Below are 19,811 nucleotides of genomic sequence, written 5' to 3'. Positions count from 1 at the left end.
TCCTCACGACACGTGTTGCAGAAATTCCCGCAGGCGGGCGCTGGGTGGGTTGGCGATCAGCTCGGCGGGCACGCCATCTTCGGCAATGCGCCCCTTGTCGATGAAGATCAGGCGCGTGGCGACCTTGCGCGCAAAGTCCACTTCATGGGTGACGATCACCATGGTCATGCCTTCATCGGCCAGCGACTTCATCACGGTCAGCACCTCGTGGCGCAGCTCCGGGTCGAGGGCCGACGTCGGTTCGTCGAACAACATCAGCTTGGGCTTTACCGCCAGCGCCCGGGCAATGGCAACGCGCTGTTGCTGCCCACCGGACAATTCGGACGGGTAGTGATTGGCGCGGTCAGCCAGGCCGACCTTGGCCAGCAGCCCGGCGGCGAGCTGCTCTGCTTCCTGGCGGCTGGCACCGCGCACCCGCACGGGTCCAAAGGCGACGTTCTGCAGCGCGGTCATCTGGGGGAACAGGTGAAACTGCTGGAACACCATGCCGGCTTCCTGGCGAATCAGGCGTTCATCGACCTTGGGGTTGTTCACCTCAAGGCCGTCGACCATCAGTTGGCCACCGCTGACTTCTTCCAGCTTGTTGATGCAGCGCAGCAGCGTCGACTTGCCCGACCCCGAAGGGCCGATGATCACCACCACTTCGCCGCTGGCGATGTTGAGGTTGATGTCATGCAGCACCTGGGTACTGCCGAAGTGCTTGGAGACACCTTTGAATTCGATCATAGGATTTTCAACCTCGATTCCATGCGCCGCAGTGCATAGCTCAGCACCAGGGTAATGATCAGATAGATGACGGCGACCGCCGACCAGATTTCCATCGCACGGAAATTACCGGCGATGACTTCCTGGCCCTGGCGGGTCAGCTCAGCGACCCCGATAACAATGAACAGCGAGGTGTCCTTGATGCTGACAATCCATTGGTTGCCCAGCGCCGGGATCATGCGCCGGAACGCCAACGGGGCGATGACGTAGCGCAGGGTGTCGCGCTTGGACAGGCCCAACGCCAGCCCGGCTTCGCGAAACCCACGATTGATCGACAGCACCGCGCCGCGGGTAATCTCGGCGATGTAGGCGCCGGAGTTGAGCATGATGGTCACGACAGCCGCCGTGAACGGATCAATGCGCACCGGCACCATCATGGGCAGGGCGAAGTAGATGAACATGACCTGCACCATGATCGGGGTGCCACGGATCAATTCGATGAAAACAAGCGCAACACGGCTGCTGATAAAACCGCCGTAGGCGCGGGCAAAGCCCGCGACCACGCCGATGACGGCGCCACCGATCAGACCCAGGATCGAAATCCACAAGGTCAGTTTGGCGCCTTCAAGCAGTACCGGCAGCGCATCCCAAATGGCGCTCCATTGGAAATGCATGCTGAATTCTCTATGGGTGAAAGACGGGGGTTATTGCGGATCGGTGCCGAACCACTTGCGGTAGATCTGCGCATAGGTGCCATCTTCACGGAGCTTTTTCAGCGCCGCGTTGACTGGTTCACGCAGTTCGCTGCCCTTGGGAAAGGCGATGCCGTATTGCTGGGCAAGCATCTGCGGGCCGACCGCTTTTACCTGGCCTTCACCGGCGGTCTTGATGTAGTACAGAACGTTCGGCGTGTCGTGCATGGCGGCATCGACGCGGCCAGTGCGCAGTTCCAGGTAGGCGTTGTCGATATTGGGGAACTGGCGCAGGTCGCGGGCCTTGAGGTTGGCCTTGGCGTAGTCGGCCGATGATGTGCCGCTTTTCACGGCCAGGGTCTTGCCGGCGATATCTGCTTCACCTTTGATGGTGTCGTTGTCGCTTTTGACCATCAATAGAAAACCGCTGTCGTAGTAACCGTCGGAAAAGTCGATGGCTTGCTTGCGCTCTTCCTTGATGGTGATGCCGGCCAGCGCCACATCGACGTTATGGGTTTGCAGGGCAGGGATGATGCCGTTGAAGTCCATGGGTTTGAGCTGGTAGGTCACCCCCATTTCCTTGGCAATCGCCGCCCACAAATCAATGTCGAAGCCCACGTATTCGTTGCCTTGCTTGAACTCGAAAGGCACGAACGCCGTGTCGGTGGCCACCAGCAATTGCTTGCTCGCAGCAAAGCTGCCAGAGGCGGTAGCCAATGCCATTACCGCCAGTGAAACCTTCAGAAAGTTCTTCATGCATGTTTTCTCTTCAGGGGGATACAGGCCCCAGGGCAAACCTGGGGCAGTAGGGATAGCGGCAGTCAATTTTTCGAGCGATTCATAACGATTCACTCCACTGTTTTTGTTGTTAGCCCGGCTAGCCACCTGAGAGAGGAGGCGCACGATATTTTTGCTGTTTCGCAAAATATACATGCATTTACTGGTTATGCAAAAAATAATTGCATTTAAAATTCGTGCACCTATTATTTGCAAAACCCTCCGGAGCGGCACCATGAGCCACGTCTTTCATCGCAGCCTCACACAGCGTTATCCCACTGCCATTCAAGGTGACGGGCCTTACCTGATCGACAGCGACAACCGCCGCTACCTGGATGCCAGCGGCGGGGCTGCCGTGTCGTGCCTGGGTCATAGCGACCCCGAGGTGATCGAGGCCATACGCAAGCAGATGGGTCAGTTGGCGTATGCACATACCTCGTTCTTCACCACGTCGGTGATGGAAGAGCTGGCGGACTTCCTGGTGGCCCGCGCGCCGAAAGGCATCGACTCGGTGTATTTCGTTTCAGGCGGGTCGGAGGCCATTGAAGCGGCACTGAAACTGGCCCGCCAATATTTCATCGAGATCGGCCAACCCCAGCGCAAACACCTGATTGCGCGGCGCCAGAGTTATCACGGCAATACCCTGGGCGCCTTGGCCACCGGTGGCAATGAATGGCGGCGCAAGCAGTTCGAGCCGCTGCTGATCGGTGTCAGCCACGTCAGCCCTTGCTACGCCTACCGCGAGCAGCAAGCGGGTGAAAGCGCCGAGGCCATGGGCGTGCGCCTGGCGGCGGAACTGGAAGCAGAAATTCTGCGGTTGGGTGCTGAGAACGTCATGGCGTTTGTGGCCGAGCCAGTGGTTGGCGCGACCTTGGGGGCCGTCACCGCCGTGCCGGGCTACTTCAAGCGCATTCGCGAGGTGTGTGATCGCCACGGCGTATTGCTGATCCTCGATGAAGTCATGTGCGGCATGGGACGCACCGGCACCTTGTTTGCGGCGGAGCAGGAAGGCATTACGGCCGATCTGATCACCGTCGCCAAAGGCCTGGGGGCGGGTTACCAGCCCATCGGCGCAACGTTGGTCAGCCAGAAAATCCGCGACGCCATCGCCAACGGCTCGGGTTTTTTCCAGCATGGTCATACCTATATTGGTCACGCCACCGCGTGTGCGGCGGCACTGGCGGTGCAAAAAGCGATTGAGTCGCGAGGCTTGCTAGCCCGCGTCAATCAGTTGGGCGACGGCTTGCGCGCGCGCTTGCAAGCGAGCTTGGGTGATCATCCGCACGTCGGCGATATTCGCGGTCGCGGGCTGTTCCAAGGGATCGAACTGGTGGCCGACCGTGACAGCAAGGCCGCATTTGATCCCGCGCTCAAGTTGCACGCCAAGCTCAAGCAAGCGGCCATGGCTGAAGGCCTGATGTGCTACCCCATGGGCGGCACCCTTGACGGGCAGCGCGGCGATCACATCCTGCTGGCGCCGCCGTTTATTCTTGAGGACCATCACCTCGATGAGATCGCTGGCAAGCTCCTGACAGCGATCAACACCACCTTGAAAAAACTCTGAGGGAACCCTGCAATGGCAATCCAATCGCGCCTTGGCACGTTGACCGACGCAACCATGGACGACGCGCAGCGCGCGGTGCTCAAGGACATCCTGGCGGGGCCGCGAGGTAACCTCGACGGGCCTTTTCTGGCGTGGATTCACAGCCCGGAACTGGCCAACCATGCCCAGCTGCTGGGTGCATTCTGCCGTTATGGCACCCGGCTGGAGTTGCGCCTTACCGAACTGGCGATTCTGTTCACCGCTGCCTGGTGGCAATCCCAGGCCGAATGGCAGATTCACGCGCCTATCGCGCGCTCGGCGGGGGTGAGTGATGCGGTGATCGTCGCCCTGCAACAGCAGACGGAACCGCCGTTCACGCAAGAAGACGAACGACTGGTGTACCGGCTGGGCAAGACGATGTACCAGACGCGGCGAATCGACGATGCACTTTATGCGCAGGCGATTGAAGCGTTCGGTGAGCCCGCAGTGGTCGAATTGGTGGGGGTTTTTGGCTATTACGCGCTGGTGGCGATGACCTTGAATGTGTTCGCCGTACGGCGTGACACCGACGCCCCCCTGCCTTTTGCAGAACCATAGTTACCCGCGCGATATCAGATACAACTCGGTCGAAATGTGGGAGCGGGCTTGCTCGCGAAGGCGGTGAATCAGCTAAATATTCATCGGCTGACACATCGCTTTCGCGAGCAAGCCCGCTCCCACATTTGAATCTGATCACTTTCAGGCAGCGGCGGTGGCTTGCTGGCCAGGGATAGCCGCAATCAACTCGCGGGTGTAGTCGCTGGCCGGGCGGTTGAAGATACGTTCCACCGTGCCCTGTTCCACTACCTTGCCATTGCGCAGTACCAGCACCTCATGGGCAAAGTTGGCCACCACCGACAGGTCATGGGACACCAGCACATACGCAATACCCATGTCCCGTTGCAGCTCTTCGAGCAGGTCGAGGATGTGCGCTTGTACCGACACATCCAGTGCGCTGACCGGTTCATCCAACAGCAACAGGTCTGGCTTCAGCGCCAAGGCGCGGGCGATGGCCACCCGTTGGCATTGGCCGCCGGACAACTCGCGTGGCAAACGATCGAGGAAACTCACCGGTAAATGCACACGGTTGATCAACTCCCGCGCTGCGTGTTCCAGGGCCTGGCCCTTGAGCAGGCCGAACGAGACCAGCGGTTCGACTATGCTTTCGAACACGGTAAAACGCGGGTCGAGCGCGGCGAAAGGGTTTTGCTGCACCAATTGCAGGCGCTGGCGCAGCGGGCGGAAGTCGCGCCAGCTCAGGTGTGTGACGTCTTGCTGTTCGAACCAGACCTGGCCCTGGGTAGGTTTTTCCAGGCCGAGGGCGATGCGCAGCGCGGTGCTTTTGCCTGAGCCGGACTCACCGACAATCGCCAGCGTCTGGCCGGGGTATACCTCGAAGTTCAGGTTTTCCAGGGCCACGAACGTGTTGTCTTCACCCTTGACCTTGGGCAGGGCGAACGTCTTGCCGACGTTTTTCAGGCTCAGGATCGGTTCTTCCATCGGGTCGATGCGAATCAACGGTTCGCGGCGCTTGGCGAACGCCGGGGCGGCGGCAATCAACGCACGGGTGTAGTCATGTTGCGGCGCATTAAGGATCTGCCGGGGCGGGCCTTGTTCCACCAACTCGCCATGTTGCATCACCAGGATGCGGTCGGCGCGATCGGTGGCCACGCCCAAATCGTGGGTGATGATCAGCAGCGAAATGCCACGCTCGCTGACCAGGCGCTGCAGGTGATCGAGGATCTTGCGCTGCACCGTCACATCGAGGGCGCTGGTGGGCTCGTCGGCGATGATCAGCCGTGGGTTGCCGGCCAATGCGATGGCGATCAACACGCGTTGGCGCATGCCGCCGGACAGCTCATGGGGATACTGGCGAGCGCGCAATACGGGTTTGTCGATGCCCACCTGTTGCAGCAGTTCGACAATGTCGGCATCGACGGCAGGGTAGCGCTTGCCCTTGGCCAGGATCAGCGCCTCGGCGATCTGCTGGCCGACGCGTAGCGTGGGGTTGAGGCTGACCATCGGGTCCTGCGGCACCAGTCCCACGGTACGCCCGCGCAGTGCACGCTTCTGGCGTTCGTTGGCGTGGGTCAGGTCGTTGCCGTCCACCCACAACTGGCCGGCGCTGATCTGCGCCGTGTCCGGCAACAAGCCGAGAATCGCGTTGGCCAGGGTGGATTTACCCGAGCCGGACTCGCCGACAATCGCCACCGTTTCACCTCTGGCGATGGCAAACGACAACGCGCGTACCGCGTGATTGACCTGCCCGTTGGTGCGGTAGCTGACACTGAGTTGGCGAACATCCACTAAAGCGTTCATCGCGGGTTCTCCTCGAAGGTACGGGCGATATGGTTGAGGCTGAACACCACGGCCACCAGGAACAAGCCCGGCAGCAGCGACACCCAAGGCGCGGTGATCAGGAAGTGGCGGCCGTTGGCGATCAAGGTGCCCCATTCGGCGGCCGGGGGCACAGCGCCAAAGCCGAGAAAGCTCAGCCCCGCCGTCGCAAGAATCGCGGCGCCGAAATCCAGTGTCGCCAACACCGCCACCGGGCCCCAGGCGTTCGGCAGGATGTGCAGCAGCAAGGTACGTCCCCAACTCGCGCCTCCCAGGCGCGCGGCTTCCACATAGGGCAAGGTCTTGACCCGCAGCACCTCGGCGCGGGTGGTGCGGGCAAATCCCGGAATGATGCCGACGCCCACCGCGATGGCCACCGGCACCGTACCGAAACCGATGGCGGTGACAATCGCCAAGGCCAGCAGCACGCCGGGCAACGCCAGCAGCACATCGACAAAGCGCATGATCACTGAGTCGATACGCCCACCAGCAAACCCCGACAAAATGCCCAGCCCCAGCCCGCCCACCAAGGCAATCCCCACCGCCAGCGAGGCCGCGAGCATTGACAGGCTGGCGCCGTAGACTACCCGTGTGAACAGGTCGCGGCCCAGCTCATCGGTGCCGAACCAATGCGTAAGGTTGGGTGCGCGCAGCTTGTCGACGGGGGAGGTGGCGTAAGGGTCGAAGCCCGTCAGCAGGTGCGGTGCCACGGCTGAGGCCAGCGCGAATAACACCAGCAACAGGGCCAGGCTGAAACCGGGCCGTCGCAGCAGCGGCAGCAACACGGCTGACGCGCGCTGCAGGCGGCTGCGGCGACGCCATAATGGATGGCTGGCGGGGATGGCTTTGCCGTGCAGGTTTTGCTGGAGGATGGTCATGATCTACGACACCTTTGGCGTGTGGGAAATACGCGGGTCGAACCAGGGGTAGAGCAGGTCGACCAGCAGGTTCACCAGTACAAACGCCGCCGCCGACACGGCGACAATGGCCAGCACCACCGGAATGTCCTGGCGCAGCACCGCTTCTTGGGCAAGCCGGCCAATACCGGAGCGGGCGAAGATGGTTTCCACCAACACCGCCCCGGACACCGTGTTGCCCACCTGCAAGCCGATCAGGGTGAGGATCGGCAGCGCAGCGTTCTTGAACCCGTGCCGCGCCTGCACCTGGCCACGGCTGAGGCCCTTGGCATAGGCGGTGGCGATATAGGACTCCTTCCATACGCCCTGGAAACTGCGTTGCAGCACCTGGGCGTACACCGCTGCACTTGGAATGGCCAGGGTCACCGCCGGCAGGATCAGGCTTTCAAAGCCCTTGCTGCCGGTCGCCGGAAACCAACCCAGGCCAAAGGCGAACACCTGGATCAGCAGCAACCCCATCCAGAATACCGGCACCGAAAAACCCAGGGAGGGCAGGCGGGTCAACGCTTTTTTCAAAGGTTGCCAGCGGATATAGGCGGTCAGATAAGCCAGGCCGATACCGCCCAGCAGTGACAGCACAATGGCCAAGCCCGCCAGTGACAGGGTTTGCGGCAGCCGCTCCACCAGCAGCTCGGCCACCGGGCGATTCAGCGAAAGCGACTGGCCGAAGTCACCCCGCAACGCGCCCCACAGCAGGTCGAAATATTGTTCGAACACGCCTTTGTCCAAGCCGTAATAGGCGCGCGCTTTGGCCAGGTCTTCCACCGACAGCGAGTCGGCTTCCATGCCCGAAGCGCTGAGCATCAGCGACAGCGTGTCACCCGGCAGCAGGTACAAGATGAAGTAGGTGATGCTGTAGGCACCCCACAACACCACAAGCGCTTGCCCGACACGACCGATCACATAGCGGCTCATGGCGTGCCGATCTCAATATCACCCAGCAGCGCGAAGCCTTCGGCGGTCCAGCGGAAGTTCTTCACTTTGGCCGAGGTTGCCGCCTGCCACACGCGCTCGTAGATCGGGAACGCCGAGCTTTCATCGATCAGCAGGTCTTGCAGGTCGCCATACGCGGCTGCGCGTTGCGGGCTTTGGGTGGCGGTGATGCCGGCATCGAACAAGGCCTTGGCTTTGTCCAGCACAGCAGGCGTGTAGGTATTGGTCGCGACGGTGGAGCTGTTGGCGCTGCGTGGGTCGAGGATGGTTTGCAGAATGATCGGGTCGGCGCGGGTCATGTAGTTGATGGTCAGGTCGTAGTTACCGGCGGAGTTGTTGGCCACCCATTCGGCACGGGTCACCACGCTGAGTTTCAACTCGATGCCGACTTTGCGCAGTTGGTCCTGGATCAGCACGTCGCCGGCAGTTTCCGCCGGGCTGATGTTGTAGCTCAGGCTCAGGCGCTTGCCGTTTTTCTGCCGGTAGCCGTCTGCGCCCTTGGCCCAGCCCGCTTGTTCGAGCAATTGCTCGGCACCTGCGGGGTCGTAGGCAAGCTTGTCCGCCTGGCTTTTGAAGTAGGGTGTGGTCACATCGAACACACCTTGCACCACCGGGAACTCGGCGTTGTACACGGTGCTGGCGTAGCTCTTGCGGTCGATGGATTTCTGCACGGCCAAGCGCACGTTTTGGTCGGCCAGCACACGCTCACCACGCGTATTGGGGAACAGGTTCAGCGATGGGCCCGGCAGCGAGCGGCTCTGGATGGTCGCACCCTTGGACTGGAAGAGCTTCAAGTCAACTTCCGAGAACGGGTTGCGTGGCCACAGGATGTCGGCCTTGCCTTGCAGGAACAGGCCGTTGCGCACGCTCTCTTCGGGGATGTAGGTGACGTCTACGGCATCCAGATGCGCTTCGCCCTGGTTTTTCATATTCGCCGACGCCCAGGCGTAGCCTTTGCGCTTGGTTAGGTGCGCACCGACTTCCGGGGTGTAGCTCGCCAGTACGAACGGGCCGGTACCGATGATCTTGCCCAGCGAACGCTCCTTGACGGTGAGGGCGTAGGACGCCGGTGCGAGGATCGACAAGTTGGTCGTGGAAGTGGCTTGCAGGAAGCCGGCGTTAGGCTTGTTGAGCACCAGCTTGACGGTGAAATCGTCGACCACTTCGGCGTGGTCATAGCCCGCCAGGTAAGTCGCACCAAAGGTCGCCGGCAACTCGGTGGCCAGGGCCTTGTCACTGTCGAACGCGGTTTTTACTGCCTTAGCATCGAAACGCTCGCCATTGCTGAACGTCACGTCCTCACGCAGGTGAAAGGTGTAGGTCAGTGCGTCGTCACTCACTTCCCAGCTTTTGGCCAGCCAGGGAATGATCTTGCCGGTGTCCGGGTCCTGGTCGGTCAGGGACTCGGCGACGTTGCGCAGCAGCACGCGGTGTTCCAGCCAATAGACCTGGAAGGGGTCGATGCTGACCAGGATGGTGTTGTCGCCGAAGAACGCGATGTTCAAGGTCTTGTTCGCCTGGGTGTCGTTACCCGGAGAACACGCGGCCAGGCTCAAGGCCAGGGCGCAGGGGGCCAGCAGACGGCTCATCAAGTTGGAGGTATTCAATGGTTTGCCCTCGTATGGCGATTCGGGTGCGTGGGAGGTTCGGATCAGAAGTCGTAGGCCAGCTTGGTGTACCAGTAGCCGCCGCCGGGGTAGAACGGCGGGTTGCCGTAGGCCGCCAGGCCCAGGTTGCTGTAGACGGCGTGTTTGTCGGGGCGCACGTCGAAGATGTTGGTGCCGCCGATGCTCACGGTCAGGCTGTCGACGAAGGTGTAGCTGACGTCGAGGTCGGTGATCCATTTGGCGCCAAAGCTGCGGTCGCCGCTGGGGTTGACCGCCAGGGTCTTGACCGAGCCGTAGCGTGCGGTTTGCAGGTTCACTGCTAGGTCCGAGACCTTCCAGTTGGCCCCCAAAATCCATTTGGTCTTGGGCGAGGCATCGGTGAGGTCGCCTTCGCGGTCGCGGCCCACGAGGGTCACGCCCGAGTTAGCCAGCGCAGCCGGGGTGTCGCGGCTGCCTTCAATCGTGGTTTTGTTCCAGTTGAAACCCAGGCTCCAGCGCACATCGCCCCAGGCGTCCAGCGGCGTAGTGTGGTCGGCGACCACGTCCAGGCCTTTGGTGCGGGTGTCGAAGGCGTTGGTGTAGTAGTTGACCCAGGTGCCCGAAGGCACGCCTTGCGCGGTGAGGATCGAGTTGATGGCGCCGTTGCCACGGTCGTAGATATTGCTGGTGAGCGCGATGCGGTCGTCGATGTCGATCAGGTACGCGTCGGCGGTGATGCTGGTACGCGGCGCCGGTTGCCAGGTGAGGCCCAGGCCGAGGTTGCGCGATTTCTCCGGCTTGAGGTCATCGCCGCCGAGGGCCTTGGCCAGGTTGCTGCCGGACGGGGTCAGGCGCGTCACTGCCGGAACCACGTTGCCGTTGGCGTCGATCGCCACGCGGTTGTCGGCCACGGTGTAGCCGATCTGGGTCAGCGATGGCGCACGGAAACCGGTGCCCACGGTGCCGCGCACGGCCACGGTGTCGGTCAGCTCATAGCGCGAGTTCACTTTCAGGCCAAAGGTGTTGCCCGAGTCATCGTCGTAATGTTCGATGCGGCCAGCGAGGTCGAGAAACCAGCGCTCGGTCAGGTCAAAGCCCAGGTCCAGGTAACCCGCGTAGTTATTGCGGATCAGGCTCACCTCGTCTTCCGGGCGAATCGTCACCGCTGCCTGCGCCCCCGAAGCCGCTGGGTAAGTGCCGGTGATATACGCCTCGCGGTCACCGGCGAAGGTGCTGAAATGCTCCCAGCGGTGTTCCAGGCCGGCCGATACCTGCACCGGCGACGTCAGGTTGAACAGGCTGTCGTAGCGGCGGGTGAAGTCGAGGTTGTTCACCCATTGCTCAAAGCGAAAGGTTGCCAGGTTATCGAAATTGGTCGGTGACGCAGTGCCCAGAGACGGGTTGATGTTCAAGTCGCTGGAGTGGTGCACATTGTTGCGCCCGTACGTGGTGCTCAGGTCCCAGTTCCAGTCGGCGACCTGGCCCTTGCCGCCGAACAAGAGTTGGTAGTCGCGGTCCTTGATGTTGTTCAGCGGGAAGTAACCGTCGGGGAACACTTCCGGCACCGCCGCCGTGCCGGTGGGCAGGCGGAAGTAGTTGGCAGCTTCGGCATCGCGCTCGCCGTAGGTGGAAAACGAGTACAGCGTCAGGTCTTGCAGCGGTAGCTCGGCGTTGTAGGCGAGGTTGAAGGCCTTGAGGTCGGGGTCGCCGTTCTTGATCGCCACGCGGTCCCAGGCTGCTTGCTTGGCCGGGTCATTGAAGGCTCGCACGCTGCTGTCGGCCTTGTCGTTCCACGACGCGCTGCCACGCTTGCGCGCATCGGCGGAGAGGTGAAAGAAGCCGCCCTGGCCAAGCTCGAAACCCTGGTCACCGGCCACCTTGATGGTTTCGCCCTGGCCGGAATACAGCTGGCCGTAGCTGGTTTCCAGGTGGCCGCCGCTCTTGGTGTTCTTGAGGATGATGTTGATCACACCGGCCACCGCATCAGAACCGTACTGCGCGGCAGCGCTGTCTTTGAGCACTTCGATATGGTCCACGGCGCTGACCGGGATCAGGTCGATATCCACCGCGTTCGCACCGCTGTTGTCGATGGAACCGCGCTGGCCGGTGGCGCCGTTGTGGCGACGCTTGCCGTTGACCAGCACCAGCGTATACGCGGGGCCCAGGCTGCGGTTGCTCAACGGGCGCGTCACCGAGTTGTAGCCGGCGATATTGGTGCCGAAGTTGAACGACGGCAGCAGCTTGGCAATCGCCTCCGAGAGCTCGGCGCGGCCGGTCTTGAGCAATTGGTCACTGTTGATCACGTCAATCGGTGCCGGGCTGTCCGCCACCGTGCGTTCCTGGCCACGCAGGCCGGTGGAGATCACGGTGACGGTGTCGAGTTTGGCGTCTTCGGTTGCTGCTTCGGCAAAGGAGGGCGTTACGGCTAGCAGCAGGGAGCTGGTCAAGAATGACAGGTGAAACCTGGTGAAGGGGTAGGTGGTGTCGGGCATATCGAGAAGCATCCCTTAAGCCTGGATCAGGCGGCTGGTGGTCGGATGTACGTCCTCCACCAGGTAAGGGGTCGGTCTGTGATGTGAAGATATTCCTATAAAAAACCTGAGTGAAAGTCTTTTTTGGAATAAGCTAATTATTATAAATTGTTATCTTGTAGGTGCTTAAGATCATCTATTTTTATTTAATGTGCCTGCCACTTCCGTATTAATCCCAGGTGCCCAAGCCCTTTCTCTTTGGTCGTGTAGGGCCTCGTTGCGTTGGACGGCGGCGGGCGCGGCTGCAATTCTGCGTAGCGCTCCCTCACAGACAAGGACGCTCGCCATGCTCGGTTACTACGCCCACTACAGCCAGTACTACATCACGGTGCTGATGCTCACCACCACGTTGTTTTTTGCCCTGCCGATCTTTGTTGCCCCCATCACCTGGGCGCGTCTCATGGGCTGGGCGATCCCCGAGCATCAGCACCTGGCGATTTATTTTGGCCGGTGCCTGGGGGCGTTCATCCTGGTGATAGAAGTGGCGATGTTGCGCTCAGCCACCACTGGCACCAGCTTCAGTTACGCGTTCGATCTGCTGTTTGTGGTGTTTGCGCTGATGTTTGTCGTGCATGTGTATGGCGCGCTTAAACGCATCCAACCGATTTCGGAAACCTTGGAGATCGGGTTTTGGATGCTGTTGTTTGTGCTCAACACGGTGTTCTATCCAGGGACATCTATCGTCCTGTAGGGGCCGCTCATTGCAGGAAGAAGTGCTGTTTGATCGACTCCAACAGCAGTGACTTGACCACCTGCAGCGTGCTGTCGTGTTTGCTGCCGACGCGCATGCCCAGTTCAAGTTCGTAGGACGGCATAGGCACGGGGCAGGGGAAAATCCGCAGCGTGGTGATTTTTTCCATCGCCCGTGCGGCATGGGTGGGCACGGTGGTGATCAGTTTTGAGCCGATCAGCAAAAACGGCACTGCGGCGAAGTGTGAGGTCGAGGCCTTGACCGTGCGGGTCAGGCCGACACTGTTCAGGCCTTCGTCGACGATGCCGATATAACCGCCAGAAGACACCAGCAGGTGCGGACGTTGCGCGTAATCCTGTGCTGTTTGCGGAATGGGGTTGTCGGCATCTGCCACACACAGGTAGTTGCCCCTGCCGAGGCGGATCCTGGTGATCAGTTGCGACGACAAGCCGCCCGCCGAGATCGCGATGTCTACTTTCTGCCCCATGAGCATGTCTTGTACGACGCCGCTGTGGGTTTGCCGGAAAATGATGCGCAGCCCCGGCAGGCGTTCTTCCACGACCGAAAGAATCTGCTGCCCCAGTGCTATTTCGCTGTCATCCGACAACCCGATGGTGATGGTGCGACCCTTCACTTGCTGACCACCGGATGATAAGGCCAGCGCCAATCTGCAGCGGTTGATTGCCTCTTCTATCAACGGGTACAGCTCGTTCGCGCGCATGGTTGGCCGCAGGCCGCGTCCGGTTCGCTCAAACAGCGGGTCTGCGTAGATGTCCCTCAAGCGAGCGAGTGAGGCACTGACGGCCGGCTGGGTGACACCGAGCCTGATAGCCGCACGGCTGGCACCGCCTTCTTCGATCAGGGCAACGAAGACCCTCAATAGATTGAGGTCAACCGTTTCGATATCAATGTGATTCATATCAGATAGCCTGGATTGCGTGTTGATCTATATTCTAGCAGCCGTAAAAATGGCCTACCAAACGATTTGTAGTTCATCACGAATGACTGATGGGCAAACTCTTTGTCGTTGGAAAGTATGTGTTAGTGCGAAGGGTCGATAAAAGGCATTAAGGCCTGAGGCATAACGATGATGCGCCATTATCCGAGTTTTGGCTTTGTCTTGCTCTCTGGCTGTGTGTTGGCACTACAGGGATGCGGCGCAGCCGATAACCGTTACGTATTAAAAGACACCCATGCGCCCGTGGCCGAAGAAGTAGTCGGTGCGCTGCAGCGTGAGTTGGCGGTGCGCAACTATTATCAAGGTGCGTTGGACGGTGTCGCAGGCGAGCAAACTGCAGAAGCGATCTTCCTCTTTCAGATGGATTGTGAACTGCCGTTAACCGGCAGTATTAATCTTGAGACGTTAGAGAAGTTGAATATAGATTCTCCTGCATGGCTGTCTGAGTAAGTGCCCGATATTACCGATTAGGAAATTATTTAAATGTTATGGCTTTGACCAAGGCAACATCGCCGCGCTGTCCATGGCGATTCAGCCTGGCGGTTATTTTTGTAATAACCATGGCGGTTATTGTGTGTGTCCGAATTATCCAGCTGCAAGTTGCCGACAAGGCATTTTTGATCCGCCAAGGCGATGCTCGCAGCGTTCGATATATGACTTTACCGGCGTACCGAGGCTTGATCACGGACCGTAATGGACAGCCGTTATCCGTGAGCACGCCCGTGACGACGATCTGGATAAACCCCAAGGAGTTGCTGCTGGAAAAACACCGTTGGGCAACGTTGGCGAACGCGCTGGGTATGCCTGAGGCTGAGTTGAGTTCGATCATTCTGCGCAACCGAAACAAGGAATTCGTCTACCTGCTCCGACGCATTCCACCGCAATCCGCGGAGGGGATAATGCAGAACCTGCGCCCGCTCAAGGTCACGGGTGTTTATACGCTGCAGGAGTCCCGCAGGTTTTACCCCGCGGGGTCAGTTGCCGCGCATGTCACCGGCTTTACCGATATCGACAATCGGGGCAGTGAAGGCGTGGAGTTGGAGTATGAGCCTGTGCTTGCCGGTCGTGATGGCAAGCAAACGTGGCCATCAGCAAAGTCGCGTTTGATATTGGCGCAGAACGCATTTACGACGTGTTGCACCGGGTCGGTCTGGGCCAGGAGACGGGTATCGGTTTTCCCGGTGAGCAGAGCGGGGTTTTGCCTGCGCGGCGTGAGTGGCGGCCCACCGAAACCGCGACGCTGTCCTATGGCTATGGCGTGTCGGTGACCTCGGTGCAATTGGCCAAGGCTTATGCCACGTTAGTTAACGGCGGTGTCAGTGTTCCCACGTCGCTGTTACGCATTGCTGAAGTACCCAAGGGTCATCAAGTTATCCCTGCGAGTGTTGCCAATGCCGTGAGAAAGATGCTGGTGCAAGTAGTTGAAGGGCCCAGAGGAATATACCGTGCCCAAGTGCCCGGTTTTCATGTGGGCGGCAAGAGTGGAACGGCAAGGAAAACCGGTGCCGGTGAAAAGGGCTATTTGACTAAGTCCTACCGCGCCATATTCGCCGGCTTCGCACCCGCAGCCAATCCCCGGTATGTCGTTGTAGTCGTCGTTGATAACCCAACGAAACATGGCTTCTTTGGTGGTTTGGTAGCCGCACCGCTATTCAGTCGCATTATGTCGCAGACCCTGCGATTAAATCATGTAGTGCCGGACGCTCTCTGAATTCACCCGCTATCTATAGACACTAAGAGTGAGTGATGACGGACTTGATTAACCTGAATGACCAGCAGAAAGAAGCTGATGTCATAAACGGGAGGATAATCGCAAGTGCAGTACTGGTCATGGTGCTCTCCCTGGCGTTAGTTATCCGACTGTATGCACTACAGGTGACACAACATGATTACCAGGTTTCGGTGGCGGAGAAGAACAGGGTTCATTTGCGGCCGATCGTTCCAGCGCGCGGTGTTATTTATGATCGCAATAAAGCAGTGCTGGCTAAGAATACGCCGGTCTTCAACCTGACCTTGAGCCGTGAGCTGGCCGGCGATACAGGCGCGGTGGTCGATAACCTGGCCAGGATCCTGGACCTTACCCCAGCTGAAAAGAGCCGCATCGAGAAAGACATGCGCCATGCAAGAAGGGCCTTCGAACCCGTTACGCTGATGCTGGACCTCAGCGAAAAGCAGATCGCCTTAGTGGCCGTGAACCAGTTCCTGTTGCCGGGTATTGAGGTGCAACCACAGTTCCTGAGGGAATACCCACTTGGGGAGCACTTTGCCCACTCGGTCGGTTATGTGGGGCGAATCAACGAGAAGGAGTACCGCAGCCTTGATCCGGCCAAGTACCTCAGAAGCCAGCTGATCGGCAAGACCGGCATCGAGCGTTTTTATGAAACCGCGTTGCACGGTCAAATGGGCTTTGAAGAAGTCGAGACCAATGCCCAGGGCAGGGTGATGCGTGTGCTGCGCCGCCACAATCCGGTCGATGGGGAGGACATCGTGCTGACCCTTGACGCGCAACTGCAACGTGCAGCCGAGGAAGCCCTGGGTGACCGGCGCGGTGCGGTGGTCGCGTTGGAGCCTGCTACCGGTGAGGTGCTGGCAATGGTCAGTCGGCCCAGTTTCGATCCCAATCCCTTCGTCAAAGGTATCTCCACCCACCGTTACGCCGCGTTGCGGGACTCCGCCGATATGCCGCTGTTCAACCGGGTGCTGCGCGGGCTCTATCCACCGGGCTCGACCATCAAACCGATGGTGGTGGTGGCTGGGTTGGACAGTGGCGTCACAACCCCGACCAGCCGGGTGTTCGACCGGGGGTATTACGAGCTGCCGAACTACAAGCATAAATACCGTAACTGGAACCGTGCAGGGGACGGTTGGGTGGACATGTACGACGCGATCATGCGTTCCAATGACACGTACTTTTATGACCTGGCCCACAAGCTGGGTGTCAGGAGGCTACACAGTTACCTCAGCGAATTTGGCCTGGGGCAGAAGGTCTCGATGGATATGTTCGAGGAGTCTGCGGGGTTGATGCCGTCCCCAGAGTGGAAGCGTTCAACCCATCGCCAACAGTGGTACCCCGGCGAAACCCTGATCCTGGGCATCGGCCAAGGCTATATGCAGGTCACGCCGTTGCAGTTGGCCCAGGCCACCAGCCTCATCGCCAATCGAGGGGTGTGGCAACGGCCGCACCTCGCGTTGTCGGTTGGCGGCAGACCGCCAATAGATTCCAGCCCTATGCCCAACATCGTTCTGGGCGACCCGCGCATTTGGGATCAAGTCAGTGATGGCATGCAACGGGTGATGCACAACCCCCGTGGTGTTGGCCGAGGCGCTGCCAGAGGCGCGCAATACCGGATCGCCGGAAAAAGCGGCACCGCCCAAGTGGTCGCGATCAAGCAAGGCGAACGCTACAACCGCAACCAGACCCGCGAGCGGCATCGTGACAATGCCCTGTTTGTTGGCTTTGCGCCTGCCCAGCGCCCGGCCATCGTGGTCGCGGTAATGATCGAGAACGGTGAGGCCGGTGCTCGGGTCGCCGGCCCGGTCGTGAGGAAAGTCATGGATGCCTGGCTGCTGGGCGCCAGCGGGCGTTTGAAGCCGCAGTTTGCCGAGCCTGCTGCCGTTGGGGCGCGCTTGAACAAGGCAAGTGCCCGCGCGACATGAGCGGCCACCTGCAAGGTTCACGTTCACATTCAAGTCTGTCACTGAGGAAATAACGGGTGCGAGTCATTAAATACCTGGGGTGGGGCGTTCTCGCGTTGTTGAGCGTAATGCTGCTCGCGGCAAGCGGTTCGTACCTGTATCTGCTGCCGCAACTACCGGACGTGGAAACCCTGAAAGACGTTCATCTCCAGGAGCCGCTGCAAATATTGACCAGGGACGGGAAATTGATCGCCGAATTTGGCGAAGTGCGACGGATCCCGATCGCTAGCCCAGATATTCCGCCCAACTTTCGATCGGCTTTCCTGGCCGCCGAAGACGGCAACTTCTATCACCATGCCGGTGTTGACCCCGCTGGCTTGCTGCGGGCGGCGGTTCAACTGCTCAAGAGCGGTCACGTTCGATCTGGGGGAAGCACCATTACCATGCAGGTGGCGAAGAACTTTTTCCTGAGCCGCGAACAGACCTTCTCGCGCAAGTTGACCGAGATTCTCTTGGCACTGCAGATCGAGAGAAGCTTGAGCAAGGACGAAATTTTCAACCTGTACGTGAACAAGATCTATCTGGGCAAACGCGCCTACGGAATCGTCGCGGCGGCCAAGGTGTATTACGGCAAGCCGGTTTCGCAGTTGACGTTGGCCCAGGTAGCAATGATTGCCGGACTGCCGAAGGCGCCATCGCGCTATAACCCGATCAATAATCCCGCCAGGGCCAAACAGCGTCGCGACTGGATTCTTGGCCGCATGCATGAGTTGGGCAGCATTGACGCCGCTGACTACCATGCGGCGCTTAACGAGGAGGTTGACGCCCGTTACCACGCGCCGGAGCCCGAGGTCGAAGCACCTTATATTGCTGAAATGGCCAGGGCGCAAATTGTCCGCAGGTTGGGCGAGGACGCCTACACGCAGGGTTTGAGGGTGGTCACGACGGTGTCCAGTTCATTGCAGACGGCGGGCAACGCCTCACTTCAAAAAGGCTTGAAATCCTATGACAAACGGCATGGTTATCGCGGGCCTGAAGGGCATATCACGATCACGGCGAACGCCCCGTGGTTTGAACAACTCAACCATTACCCTTCGCTTGGCGGCTTGAAAGCCGTCGTGGTTACCCGGGTATCTGACCAATCCATCAGCGTCGTCGACCAGGCTGGGCAGGAGCAATCGGTCGCTTGGGCGAGCATGCAATGGGCGCGTCCGTTTATTGGCAGCAATGCTCTTGGGCGCGTGCCTGTGCGACCGTCGGATGTGGTCAAGCGCGGGGACGTTATTCGTGTGGAAGCGCAGGGCAATCAACTGAGTTTCAGCCAGGTTCCCAAGGCCCAGGGCGCCTTGGTTTCCGTAGATCCGGAAGATGGGGCAATACAAGCGCTGGTAGGTGGCTTCGACTTTCAACAGAGCAGTTTCAACCGCGTGGTACAAGCCAAGCGCCAACCCGGTTCGAGCTTCAAGCCGTTTATCTACTGCGCTGCACTCGACAACGGCTATACACCGGCCAGCATCGTCAACGATGCACCTATCGTACTGGGGGATGATTACGCTGGGCCCACATGGCGCCCGCAAAATGAAAACCGCACGTTTCTCGGCCCCATACGTTTGCGTGAGGCACTCAATCGCTCACGAAACATGGTGTCGATCCGCCTATTGCAAGCGATGGGCGTGGATAAAACCGTCGACTACATAACGCGCTTTGGCCTCGACCCACAGGACCTGCCGCGCAACCTCTCACTGGCGTTGGGAACTGCCTCGGTAACGCCCATGGAGGTGGTGGCGGGCTGGAGTGTCTTTGCTAACGGTGGCTTCAAAATCACGCCGTACTTCATTGACCGAATCGAAGACAGAAAGGGGCAGGTCATCTTCAAAACCACCCCAAGCGCCGCCCCGAGCGAACAAAACCCGACCCCCGAGGTTGTCGCGCAACAGGTGGTCGATAGTCGCACCACATACCTCCTGACCAGCATGCTTCAGGACGTGGTCAAAAGAGGCACCGGCCGCGCCGCTGCTGCCATGCATCGTCCTGACATCGCAGGCAAGACCGGCACCACCAACGAGGCTAAAGACTCGTGGTTTACCGGCTATAACGGTCGTTTGGTCACCAGTGTCTGGGCCGGGTTCGACCAACCCGAAAGCCTGGGGCGACGGGAGTGGGGCGTTACCATCGCACTGCCGATCTGGATGGACTACATGACAGCGGCACTCGCCGGAATACCTGCCTACTCCCAGCCCGAACCTGACGGGATCGTGAGGCGGCGCATCGCAGTGCAAGACGGCAAGGCTGCGAGCCGCTCGGAAATGGAAGTCTTCAGGAGTGACAATGTTCCGCCCTCCGACCCTTCAATCGACAGCTCCCAGAGTGTACCGCAGACGTTGCAAGAGCTGTTTTAGCGCCTTTACTCCCGTGGCCAACACCCTAGGGCATGCCGCGCCAGCATCGGCAGTTCCTGTTCGCCCT

16 protein-coding genes and 1 pseudogene are annotated in these 19,811 nt (G+C 59.9%); 8 read left to right on the top strand and 9 right to left on the bottom strand.

Annotation, left to right across the window (positions count from 1 at the left end; translation table 11 throughout):
- Nucleotides 1–3 precede the first annotated feature (3 nt).
- From glnQ to glnH, 3 genes are read right to left on the bottom strand one after another with little or no spacing between them, the layout of a single operon-like run.
- Nucleotides 4–726 carry a glutamine ABC transporter ATP-binding protein GlnQ gene (glnQ, locus tag CFE47_RS04205; protein ID WP_185709865.1) on the bottom strand — a complete coding sequence of 241 codons (723 nt, stop codon included), beginning with the start codon at nucleotides 724–726 and terminating at the stop codon, nucleotides 4–6.
- A complete protein-coding gene (gene glnP / locus CFE47_RS04200; protein WP_185709864.1) occupies nucleotides 723–1,379 on the bottom strand; it encodes a glutamine ABC transporter permease GlnP in 657 nt (218 codons plus the stop codon). Before glnP ends, glnQ begins: the two co-directional genes overlap by 4 nt.
- A 30-nt stretch (nucleotides 1,380–1,409) precedes the next feature.
- On the bottom strand, nucleotides 1,410–2,153 hold the full coding sequence (gene glnH / locus CFE47_RS04195) for a glutamine ABC transporter substrate-binding protein GlnH (RefSeq protein WP_286835616.1): 744 nt from the start codon (nucleotides 2,151–2,153) through the stop codon (nucleotides 1,410–1,412).
- Nucleotides 2,154–2,409: 256 nt separating this feature from the next.
- Here glnH and CFE47_RS04190 point away from each other — a divergent pair, with 256 nt between their 5' ends.
- Together CFE47_RS04190 and CFE47_RS04185 are read left to right on the top strand one after the other, a co-directional pair.
- Nucleotides 2,410–3,738, top strand: coding sequence for an aspartate aminotransferase family protein (locus tag CFE47_RS04190; protein ID WP_286835615.1), 1,329 nt, complete (start codon nucleotides 2,410–2,412; stop codon nucleotides 3,736–3,738).
- Nucleotides 3,739–3,750: 12 nt separating this feature from the next.
- Complete coding sequence (locus tag CFE47_RS04185; protein ID WP_286835614.1) at nucleotides 3,751–4,314, top strand: carboxymuconolactone decarboxylase family protein; 564 nt, start codon at nucleotides 3,751–3,753, stop codon at nucleotides 4,312–4,314.
- A gap of 141 nt (nucleotides 4,315–4,455) precedes the next feature.
- Here CFE47_RS04185 and CFE47_RS04180 read toward each other — a convergent pair whose 3' ends face one another.
- The 5 genes from CFE47_RS04180 to CFE47_RS04160 form a co-directional block, all read right to left on the bottom strand.
- Complete coding sequence (locus CFE47_RS04180) at nucleotides 4,456–6,075, bottom strand: dipeptide ABC transporter ATP-binding protein (protein WP_286835613.1); 1,620 nt, start codon at nucleotides 6,073–6,075, stop codon at nucleotides 4,456–4,458.
- Nucleotides 6,072–6,971, bottom strand: coding sequence for an ABC transporter permease (locus tag CFE47_RS04175; protein WP_185709859.1), 900 nt, complete (start codon nucleotides 6,969–6,971; stop codon nucleotides 6,072–6,074). Before CFE47_RS04175 ends, CFE47_RS04180 begins: the two co-directional genes overlap by 4 nt.
- A gap of 3 nt (nucleotides 6,972–6,974) precedes the next feature.
- Nucleotides 6,975–7,925, bottom strand: coding sequence for an ABC transporter permease (locus tag CFE47_RS04170; protein ID WP_185709858.1), 951 nt, complete (start codon nucleotides 7,923–7,925; stop codon nucleotides 6,975–6,977).
- Complete coding sequence (locus CFE47_RS04165; protein ID WP_286835700.1) at nucleotides 7,922–9,532, bottom strand: ABC transporter substrate-binding protein; 1,611 nt, start codon at nucleotides 9,530–9,532, stop codon at nucleotides 7,922–7,924. Before CFE47_RS04165 ends, CFE47_RS04170 begins: the two co-directional genes overlap by 4 nt.
- 62 nt (nucleotides 9,533–9,594) lie before the next feature.
- Complete coding sequence (locus tag CFE47_RS04160; protein WP_286835612.1) at nucleotides 9,595–12,021, bottom strand: TonB-dependent receptor plug domain-containing protein; 2,427 nt, start codon at nucleotides 12,019–12,021, stop codon at nucleotides 9,595–9,597.
- Between the two features lie 325 nt (nucleotides 12,022–12,346).
- Here CFE47_RS04160 and CFE47_RS04155 point away from each other — a divergent pair, with 325 nt between their 5' ends.
- Complete coding sequence (locus CFE47_RS04155; RefSeq protein WP_286835611.1) at nucleotides 12,347–12,751, top strand: hypothetical protein; 405 nt, start codon at nucleotides 12,347–12,349, stop codon at nucleotides 12,749–12,751.
- 7 nt (nucleotides 12,752–12,758) lie between these two features.
- Here CFE47_RS04155 and CFE47_RS04150 read toward each other — a convergent pair whose 3' ends face one another.
- Nucleotides 12,759–13,670: a LysR family transcriptional regulator gene (locus CFE47_RS04150; protein WP_286835610.1), complete on the bottom strand. Its 912-nt coding sequence runs from the start codon at nucleotides 13,668–13,670 to the stop codon at nucleotides 12,759–12,761.
- A gap of 168 nt (nucleotides 13,671–13,838) precedes the next feature.
- On the opposite strand from CFE47_RS04150, the gene CFE47_RS04145 reads away from it, so the two are divergent.
- The 5 genes and pseudogenes from CFE47_RS04145 to CFE47_RS04125 all read left to right on the top strand — a co-directional run bounded on the left by CFE47_RS04145 (nucleotide 13,839) and on the right by CFE47_RS04125 (nucleotide 19,744).
- Nucleotides 13,839–14,159, top strand: coding sequence for a peptidoglycan-binding domain-containing protein (locus CFE47_RS04145; protein ID WP_286835609.1), 321 nt, complete (start codon nucleotides 13,839–13,841; stop codon nucleotides 14,157–14,159).
- A gap of 38 nt (nucleotides 14,160–14,197) precedes the next feature.
- Nucleotides 14,198–14,734 (top strand): annotated as a pseudogene (locus CFE47_RS04140) (penicillin-binding protein 2); the annotation flags it as partial.
- Between the two features lie 56 nt (nucleotides 14,735–14,790).
- A complete protein-coding gene (locus CFE47_RS04135; protein ID WP_286835608.1) occupies nucleotides 14,791–15,420 on the top strand; it encodes a penicillin-binding transpeptidase domain-containing protein in 630 nt (209 codons plus the stop codon).
- Between the two features lie 35 nt (nucleotides 15,421–15,455).
- Nucleotides 15,456–17,366, top strand: a complete 1,911-nt coding sequence (gene mrdA, locus CFE47_RS04130) for a penicillin-binding protein 2 (protein ID WP_286835607.1) — start codon at nucleotides 15,456–15,458, stop codon at nucleotides 17,364–17,366.
- 107 nt (nucleotides 17,367–17,473) lie between these two features.
- The gene (locus tag CFE47_RS04125; protein WP_286835699.1) at nucleotides 17,474–19,744 is read left to right on the top strand and encodes a penicillin-binding protein 1A; all 2,271 of its coding nucleotides are present in this window, start codon (nucleotides 17,474–17,476) and stop codon (nucleotides 19,742–19,744) included.
- The last annotated feature ends 67 nt before the right edge of the window (nucleotides 19,745–19,811 follow it).

Source organism: Pseudomonas sp. PGPPP1 (assembly GCF_002255865.1).
GTDB classification, from domain to species: Bacteria; Pseudomonadota; Gammaproteobacteria; order Pseudomonadales; family Pseudomonadaceae; genus Aquipseudomonas; species Aquipseudomonas cremoris.
This window is presented reverse-complemented; position numbering and strand designations above follow the sequence as displayed.

Excerpts from the sequence above, each read along its gene's own strand:
- CFE47_RS04125 (WP_286835699.1), top strand. The coding sequence starts at position 17,474 with ATGCTGCTCGCGGCAAGCGGTTCGTACCTGTATCTGCTGCCGCAACTA.
- CFE47_RS04180 (WP_286835613.1), bottom strand. The coding sequence starts at position 6,075 with ATGAACGCTTTAGTGGATGTTCGCCAACTCAGTGTCAGCTACCGCACC.
- glnQ (WP_185709865.1), bottom strand. The coding sequence starts at position 726 with ATGATCGAATTCAAAGGTGTCTCCAAGCACTTCGGCAGTACCCAGGTG.
- CFE47_RS04185 (WP_286835614.1), top strand. The coding sequence starts at position 3,751 with ATGGCAATCCAATCGCGCCTTGGCACGTTGACCGACGCAACCATGGAC.
- CFE47_RS04150 (WP_286835610.1), bottom strand. The coding sequence starts at position 13,670 with ATGAATCACATTGATATCGAAACGGTTGACCTCAATCTATTGAGGGTC.
- CFE47_RS04145 (WP_286835609.1), top strand. The coding sequence starts at position 13,839 with ATGATGCGCCATTATCCGAGTTTTGGCTTTGTCTTGCTCTCTGGCTGT.
- CFE47_RS04190 (WP_286835615.1), top strand. The coding sequence starts at position 2,410 with ATGAGCCACGTCTTTCATCGCAGCCTCACACAGCGTTATCCCACTGCC.
- CFE47_RS04170 (WP_185709858.1), bottom strand. The coding sequence starts at position 7,925 with ATGAGCCGCTATGTGATCGGTCGTGTCGGGCAAGCGCTTGTGGTGTTG.
- glnH (WP_286835616.1), bottom strand. The coding sequence starts at position 2,153 with ATGAAGAACTTTCTGAAGGTTTCACTGGCGGTAATGGCATTGGCTACC.
- CFE47_RS04155 (WP_286835611.1), top strand. The coding sequence starts at position 12,347 with ATGCTCGGTTACTACGCCCACTACAGCCAGTACTACATCACGGTGCTG.
- glnP (WP_185709864.1), bottom strand. The coding sequence starts at position 1,379 with ATGCATTTCCAATGGAGCGCCATTTGGGATGCGCTGCCGGTACTGCTT.
- CFE47_RS04175 (WP_185709859.1), bottom strand. The coding sequence starts at position 6,971 with ATGACCATCCTCCAGCAAAACCTGCACGGCAAAGCCATCCCCGCCAGC.
- mrdA (WP_286835607.1), top strand. The coding sequence starts at position 15,456 with ATGACGGACTTGATTAACCTGAATGACCAGCAGAAAGAAGCTGATGTC.
- CFE47_RS04165 (WP_286835700.1), bottom strand. The coding sequence starts at position 9,532 with ATGAGCCGTCTGCTGGCCCCCTGCGCCCTGGCCTTGAGCCTGGCCGCG.
- CFE47_RS04160 (WP_286835612.1), bottom strand. The coding sequence starts at position 12,021 with ATGCCCGACACCACCTACCCCTTCACCAGGTTTCACCTGTCATTCTTG.